The sequence below is a fragment of the Okeania hirsuta genome (assembly GCF_003838195.1).
Classification (GTDB): domain Bacteria; phylum Cyanobacteriota; class Cyanobacteriia; order Cyanobacteriales; family Microcoleaceae; genus Okeania; species Okeania hirsuta.
On the sequence record NZ_RCBY01000284.1, the window covers coordinates 1 to 8,098 of the forward strand.

At 43.4% G+C, this 8,098-nt stretch carries 5 protein-coding genes; 3 read left to right on the top strand and 2 right to left on the bottom strand.

Annotated features, from left to right (window positions below; all coding sequences use genetic code 11):
• Positions 1 to 283: 283 nt before the first annotated feature.
• Positions 284 to 595, bottom strand: a complete 312-nt coding sequence (locus D5R40_RS36265; protein ID WP_124155531.1) for a hypothetical protein — start codon at positions 593 to 595, stop codon at positions 284 to 286.
• Between the two features lie 3,225 nt (positions 596 to 3,820).
• On the opposite strand from D5R40_RS36265, the gene D5R40_RS36270 reads away from it, so the two are divergent.
• The 3 genes from D5R40_RS36270 to D5R40_RS42930 all read left to right on the top strand — a co-directional run bounded on the left by D5R40_RS36270 (position 3,821) and on the right by D5R40_RS42930 (position 7,785).
• On the top strand, positions 3,821 to 3,964 hold the full coding sequence (locus D5R40_RS36270; protein WP_161565087.1) for a hypothetical protein: 144 nt from the start codon (positions 3,821 to 3,823) through the stop codon (positions 3,962 to 3,964).
• Positions 3,965 to 6,097: 2,133 nt separating this feature from the next.
• Complete coding sequence (locus D5R40_RS28050) at positions 6,098 to 6,310, top strand: hypothetical protein (RefSeq protein ID WP_124155532.1); 213 nt, start codon at positions 6,098 to 6,100, stop codon at positions 6,308 to 6,310.
• Positions 6,311 to 7,593: 1,283 nt separating this feature from the next.
• The gene (locus tag D5R40_RS42930) at positions 7,594 to 7,785 is read left to right on the top strand and encodes a glycerophosphodiester phosphodiesterase (protein ID WP_375339420.1); all 192 of its coding nucleotides are present in this window, start codon (positions 7,594 to 7,596) and stop codon (positions 7,783 to 7,785) included.
• An 84-nt stretch (positions 7,786 to 7,869) separates the two neighbouring features.
• Here the strand turns inward: D5R40_RS42930 and D5R40_RS28060 are convergent.
• On the bottom strand, positions 7,870 to 8,098 hold a 229-nt coding region (locus D5R40_RS28060; RefSeq protein WP_134239631.1), incomplete at its 5' end, for a helix-turn-helix domain-containing protein.

Here is an 8,098-nt window from a genome sequence, read left to right on the forward strand (position 1 = left end):
CACTCAAAGGTATACTGAAACTTACGGCGGTATTGGCAGGCAATTGAGCAATCGCTTTCGACTGGTTGCGCTTGCGCTTCTGCTTAAGGTTAAAAGCTTCGACAAATCGTCCCTAACGGTTAACTCTCCGCTTCTCTGCTTCCGCTCGGCGCAGTGCTTCTATGGCTCTCTAATTCATGTTTTCGCGGCTTTTGAAGGGTCGTCAAATGCTTGAGATCTTGCTCATTGCTATTTCCACTTCTCGCGCCGAAGAAATTCTTCCTGGATCTGTTCCTGCGTTTGCTTATCTGCCTTTCTTGCTGCGAATGGACAGCTTCTTTAGCCAATTGTGCTCGCCTGGAAGCAATGTGTACAGGTCTTCTTGAGTCACCGATATTACATCAGTGGCTAATCTCTCTGTGAAAACAGGATATTTTCTAATTGCATTTATTTTATCTTCTCTTGTAAACCTCAGTACTGCCAGAGGAGTCTCGAAAATATTGCCAACTACCATCTTCATAAACAATATTTTTTCGCCTTTTTCATTGTCTCTTATAACTTGCGCCTGAGCTGGCTGATGGGAAGTAAACCGCCAGAATAAGCGAAAAAAGGGCAAACGTAGATTGTTTTAAATTCATATTTAAAGGATTTGGATATTGGATTGGCCTTGAATTTGCCTTCAGGCCTCCATAAGGGCAGCACTGTTTAGTGGCTTTTTTGCTATTAATACGAAAGTTAACCAAATGTTGCTTGCGAAAAAACATAAACCCTTGCTAAATGGTGAAACACGCTTGTGGATGGGAATAGCATGCTGGCATGATTTGTGCACAGAACAAGGAGTAGAATGCGCATAATATAGTCCGAGCAAATACGTTTATTGTCCAATACCCTAGACCTATCAAGGATCAACAGAGGTCTCTTTTTTTGAGAACTCGCGAGTTCGTCGATCTCATTCGATGGCTGAGTATGATACTCTCCGTACATGGACGAAGAGTCAACAATCGCTCACACGGAAATACTGTTGATTCCTTACCCGGAAATGGTTGATGAACAGCGACTACGGACCTGTGGAATTACGAGCTCGAGTTGTTGGAAAAGAAAGGAGCGTCCTACTACCAATTCATGAATCGCGGACTACAGAACAAGCTGTCTTCATAGGAGCCAGGCCATCGAAGCCCCTTTGAACAGCTTAATTTGATCCCATCATTATCAGATGATGGAAGTGTATCGTTTCTGCCATACTTTTTCACGATGGCCGCCTATTGTCGATTACAATTAGCTAAAAGTGATCTGATTGGAAGACGAGTCGCGTTCTTGATCTCCGGACGGGGAACTGTTCTGATGTTATCGAGGAAGTAAAGCATTCCGCATCGCCTGGACAAAGGGTTCTACTATAGCAGATACGAGCGCTCAAACTATATCGTCTGCCCAAGAATGAATTCCACAATTATTCTATCACAGGCTAGGTATGATCAATGAAGCGAGTAATCTTGCCGATCGAATTTTCCTGAAAGAAATGCCGCGCATACTTCGTTGATCAACGATTCTGATTCTACAACTGTTTGAAAATAGCCACGGTAATGCATCTACTTCGCAATTGACGAACGGCAACCCGGATTCATACCGATTTATTCCTTTTTGATGAGCAATTCGATTTGTCTGAGGATACGGAAATAACTGCTGTTTAGAACCACTCATCAGCGGATAAGGGAAGCTTATTCAAGTTTCTACCGCAATCGGGGAGCACCCCTATTGGAAGAGATCTTGCCGGAAGGTAGCGTTGTTGGATCAAGTTATTTGTACGGAATAAATTGATTGCTCATTACTGAGCAGGAAAAGCAGCTAATGTTACAGCCTTTCTGGGAGCAGTTGTACGAAGTTGACCTAAACCACTTGGACTCGGAGCTGTAAGCAAAAATTACGGTAACCCTGAGAACAACGAACTTTCAGGGTATTCAAGTTACAATTTTCCAGAACGGATATACCGCCTAAACTTGAATAATGAGCTAGAGCCATACTTCATACCGAACTTGACTTTATCCCGCGGATTACGAAATTAGAAGTGGCCTTGATGTTTATGATGGGTTTTCGGTGGCATGTCCATGTGCATCGAAAAGGACGGCGTTTGACGTGAAAACCCGGGCTCTTCTGGTCCTGTACGAAGATTGTCACCGTAAACTCCAGTTTCAATCCAAGGCTTACAGTTAATGCCAATTATGCTGGAGACAATGGCGTTTCGCTATCGCCAGATCGTGGGACGAAGGAACGGTTTGAGTGGCTTCGGGCTGGGGCGGAAAAGAACAAGCAAAATAGTTTGATGATTTTCAAGCTCCGCGAATAACCTATTGCAAATAAGTATACATCCTCCGAATAATTAGCCATCTATGGTCAAGCAGAGGGGGATAGTTTTGCGGGGCGTTTTGACGCAAAGGCCTGATCTATATAGAGTACTAACCTGCCAATGGACTCATGGACATGCTCCGCTACCAAAGTTTGCAGGAGGTGGCTGTGGAAGGATTTATAGGGGGGTACAGATGAGAAAATCTTCAGCTTCTTCGTATGCCTATTCGCCCTTGCAAAATGTTCTGGAGCGCCAATTACGTGCACCTTGTCTAACGGCGGAAACGATGACAGGATGTGCCTGCACACTCCTACAAGTTTACGGCGCGCTACAGTCACGCAAAAAAGGACGGAGGCTTATCACCTATTTTGATTCGTGGAGAATGGGCAGACCTGTACAAAAGAGCTAAACTTGTCAAAACGATTACGAGTGGACGCAGTATTGAGTTTCATCCCTTTTAATTCAGACGAAGCTATTGCCTACGAGATGATCTTTTGGTTAAGATCGATTTTGCCCATTCGTATTGGAATCCTCGACATACTGATCGTGGGTATCTGATGTATCTGATCTATGACTGTTGCGGGGAAGTATTGCTCAATATTTTCATTGGGGTATGATGCTCCCGATGGTGGCCTGAGTTGTGAATCGAACTACATGGATCTCTTGTCTACGGTGATGGGAAGTTTAGAGGTGGAGTGGATTATCATTGTTGTCATTTTCACGAAATCAGACGGTTTCTCCTATTTTTGGGAAATACCACGCTTCGACAGCGATCCACTTTGGGAGCGACTCTTGAATCGGTAACTTTCAGGCTACACCGAAGAAGGAGCAAGAGGTCATGGCCTTAAAAACAGTGATTCTAAGGGGCTCATACAACAGCGGATTGGGGCTTGATCGTTTTGAGTAAAATGCACTTAGGAAGGCCTCATTAATTCCGGTCCATTGGATGCTAAATTAGTAACCTTTGATGGAAGTTTTTTACGAAAAGAAAGTCGCTAAAGATGGGGCTTGGTAATGCGAATGGCAAACTGCATTGTGCGATTCTGTCCTGCAGTGTCGGAAATCCGAGCTTGCCAAAAAGCGTAGGATTGAGGCACGAGCTGCGGTAGGTATTACGAAACCTCCAATTTGGCAGCATTCGTGGTATAAGAAAACCGGTAGTATTTCTTCCTATTGAAGGAAAATAATCGCAAGTTGTCAGAGGATGGAATTATTGATTATTGAAAAGACACTATGTATCGGCTGCATGGAATTGATAGAAACGGAGGGTTTTTACTCACTGCCGAACCAGCCAAGCATTCGCCTACTACACCTTTGTTTTCCGGGATATCCACACATCAAACTTATACAAGTACCCGCCACTTTTCTTAATTTGCTTTGGGAAGGAAAGGAGTTAATAGGTCATATGGGAGTAGTTCCCGCCGATTGGGCATCAGGGGATCTTTTTCCTGTCTTTGCATTATCGACCTTTTGTATTCTCCCACTCACCAACATCAAAAATTGGCCAATATTATTGTCAGAATTGGAGGAACTGGCAAAAAGTCTGGCATTGATTTCATACTTAATCGCCAAAGAACAGGAGCTCTATTTGAACATAATTTTCAAGTTGCTCATACTTTTCAAGTGGCTTTGCTAAAGGCATAACCGAGCACTGGGCTTGGTCCGCGTGAACTTACCGATCTGATGGCAACCCTTGCAAACTGAATTCCTGGCCAGGGCCCGATCGATTTGATGGACCTCTTTTTAATGTTGAAGGATAGTGGCGACGTATTAATGTGAATAAATAATCTTGAATTAGAACAAGGCAATAGTAGGAAGAATTGGAAAATTGATAATGATAATGTACCTGATTTTTTTTCTCTGCATTATCAGTCAAATACTATCATCATAGTAATTAAACATTCAAACTATGAATGTAACTCTGACTTAATCAAAATAAACCAGAAAAGATAGCATATGGAAAATGTGATGCAGTACATCGAGGAACATAAGAAAGTTCCCTTGGATGAACTAAGGGAGATGTTGAAAATCCCGTCAATCAGCGCAGATCCCGCTACAAAGATGTGATGATTGAAAACGGCGGTTATGGTTGCTGATATTGAAGGCTGCCGGTGCAGATGCCGTGGAAGTATGCCAACCGAAGGACTCCGATTGTTTTGGTGAGAAATCCTGGGGAAGTTTACCACTGTTTTAGTAGGACATATGATGTTCAGCACCTAACCCTTAGACCTATGGAATCTCCTCCTTCGACCGGTGATTAAGAAGACTAAGATGCATCCAGACGAGCTATTTTTGCTGTGGTGCCGTGACGATAAAGGGCAGTTCTTTATGCATGTCAAAGCTTCGAAGCCTGATCAGAATGATGCACTTGGTGCAACCAATTTCATGATTGGAGGAGAGGAAGTTGGATCCGATCATTTAGGGGATTTCTGTAGAGCGAACCAGGAAGATGCAGAGCTTGTATGTCATCCTAATATCTATACTTCCATCATTTCCATAGTACACACGCCTCTTACTACCGACTGAGAGGTTTGATTATGTGGAAGTAGAAGTACTGGACCAAAACGAGATCTACATCCGGAGTTATGGTGGAGCTGTTGCAAGAATCCAGTCACGTCTCTGCGACATGATCTCTTCTAGTGCAGGATGCCAAATAAGCACTACGATTCCTGGCTTTTACGATTATTGTCGAGGTGATTTCTGGAGCGACTGCTCGAGGCTAAATGAACAAAAGCCTCGTTCAGCTGCGAGCAGTCAAAGTAAACTAGCGATTCTCCATATCCAGGGGTCAGAACACGTTTCACAACCATGAGCGCACTTCCATCCGTGCCACACTAGATGTATGAATTTGGCGGAGATATACTGAGAAGATTCCAAAAACAGTGTTGCCTTCCCAAGCCTTTGCTAAAATCGATGCGTCTGTTCCACATCAGACTCTGTAAATTGCTAAACTTTTTTGCTGATCATTTGAAAGCATAGCACCTGATTCTGTGAGGTTAAGGTGTGTCCATCTGAGCGGGAGCGAGTTACTCCAACTGACACACCAGAATACCGTGCAGCGCATCTAGCTATGCAGGAGACCTTTGGTAAACACCAATTCCGAAGCAGGAGGGAGGAAGTATTCCAATTGTCGCCCTCTGTCGAGGGGTTCTAGGTCTTGAGAGTCGGTTCTATGGGATTCGAACTGGATCTCTGATGCTTGCATTCACCCAACGAGCATACGGACTCTTTAATTTTTATAAAGGCATAGAGACTTATTCCTCAATTTCATCATTATATATGAGCAATTACGAAAGGAAGCGAATAAATTGCCTTTCAGCACTATTAAAAGACTTGAACAGTATGAGAAACCTATTATTTTTTGCCCTTGTCTATTGCCCAAATTGTTTTGGGGCAAGGGAGCGTGATACCAGATGATAACGATGGCAAGTGAAGGAGAAAGTGGTGAATGGCGTCCATTGATGAGCATCTGATATAGATCAGAATCCAAACATCGGATATTAAAAACATTTGAAAACCTTGGTTTGAAGACAGAAGTAGGTATCGCACGTACGGGTGTGGTGGCAGTATTGGAGGTACTAGATGTGCTACAGTCGGCTTTTCTGTAGCGTTATAGGATGGTTTACCGGTGGTAGAAAGAGCTGCCTGCAGTACCATTGCAATCAAGGTCAAAAACTACTTTCTTAGGAAAGAGGTTGGTGAGTGATGCATGCCTGCAGTCATGTTATTCCATGTCGCCATACTTGATTGAAGGGAGCGGCTGAGGTACTAGTAGGGATGAAGGATCAACTTGCAGAAGGTAGTATTCATTTTCAGCAGCTGAAGAAGGAGGCCTCTGGTGAGAAGCGTGCGAAATTGATGGTTCAAAGAAGAGTACTTTCTGACAATGGGGTAGATGTCATTTTTGGCCTACATATCAACTCTAAAACAGAGGTTGGACACGTCAACTATAAGCCCGGTGGAACCGGCTGCGTCATCGATGGTGATTAAAGTCAAAGGAAAGCAGACGCATGGCTCAACACCCTGGACTGTGTGGATCCGATTGCTGTTCTGCTCAATTATCAGGCCTACAACACATCATTACAGACAAAATCAGCTTCTAAGAAATGCGGTATATCCATTGGAAGGTGGTTAATAATACTCATTTCAGAGGCAGTTGAGATATTGGCACATTCCTGCCCCGATGTAAGATGCAAAGAAGGTCCATGCGGATTTCGTAGAACTGCACCAAGATTGCTGAAGCGTCGGCTGGCCAAGTAACGATTGAAGAAGGATATCGGTAACTTTAATGATATCGAGTTGACTAGTAAAATGCTACCAACCGTAGAGTCGACAGGGGCAGGAAATGTGCATTTGATTGATGCACGAACCGGGGCCGAGGATTTCCCTTCTTTGCTCGGGAAGTACCTGGCTTGTTTCTGTTCGTTGGTGGCATGCCTAGGGGCATGAACCCGGCAGATGCAGCTCCAGCATCAACTCCTGACTTTTTCATTGACGATAGTGGACTGGACTTAGAGTGAAGTTGTTGTGTATCTAACGGTAGATTACATGATCAAAACCAAAGTAATGTTGAAAGATTTCTCTCTGACGGGCATTACTACTCCTCGATTAGATTGTCAGCAAACCCCTGAATTATGGATGAAATATAATCGATTGCAGGGGAAATCGCGGTGCCCAGAACTTGCTCGAGAAAATACATCCGGCCCTCCTTAAGGCTATAGAATACCCGCAGTCAGAACCCTAGACTGGATTTGGCCGTTCCCAAGGGATTAGTCAATTGTTGATTTACTCCAATCTTGAGCCTGGATGAACGCAAGCCTTTCATGCCTGAGCCTATATGGATCGCCCATAGCTGAAGAGGAAGAGAAATTCGTATCCACTACAGATGACCTTATATATGAGGTAAAGGCCTTGATTGTGGTTTCAAAAGTTAACCCGAACTTCTGAGCAAGCTAATGAAAACCTATAAGTCGCCCTCCTAAGAATATGGTCGAGACTGATAGGGAGCATGTGAAAGCATTTCAATTGCCCGCTCCGCATTACAATTAGAGATAAGAGTGAAGTGGAATGCATAGTTTTTGTGGCTAATCTCTCAAACTTTTGAATCGCATGGTAGTCGATGAATTAGAGGCACTCGTATTGTAGATAGAGCAGAAGTCCAGTCTCTTCGATATGCGCCCCTTAAGCGAAGTGTGAGTTTGAATTACCTAATAAAATTGCATCTTTGTGTTATTTACCGGCAGTTTAGATGATCAATTAGACAGCTTACGCTCATTAACCCCAAATCTTACAGAACCATATCTCACAATTTTTACAACCGCCAATTAGCCAAAGAAGCTCATGCGAAAAGTATGAAAATCATTCCTTGGACGGTAAATGAGACCACTTTGATGGATTCTTTGTTGCAGATGGGAGTGGATGGCATTATAACAGATTATCCTGATCGAATTCCAGAAATTTATTAAAGCGCTGGGTAGATCAGCAAGCAATAGTAGGAAAGGATAAGAAGACTTTTAATGGCTTCTTATCCTTTCGTATTTTTAAGAGAATCAAGAAGCTCCGATCCCATCCTTTTGAACCTTCCTATGATGGGCCAGGGCAAAGTGAATTTGGGTATAGGAAAACAGGCCGTCAAAGCGCTCATAGATGTCTTTCAACTTATAAGGCTGTTCGAGATACTTTAGTGTTCCTACAATCTCTTTGATTTGGGTGGAGGAGATGATCGGATCGAGATCAATAGCTTCCCCATTCTCATACAATTGTGCCAAGTGATTGTAA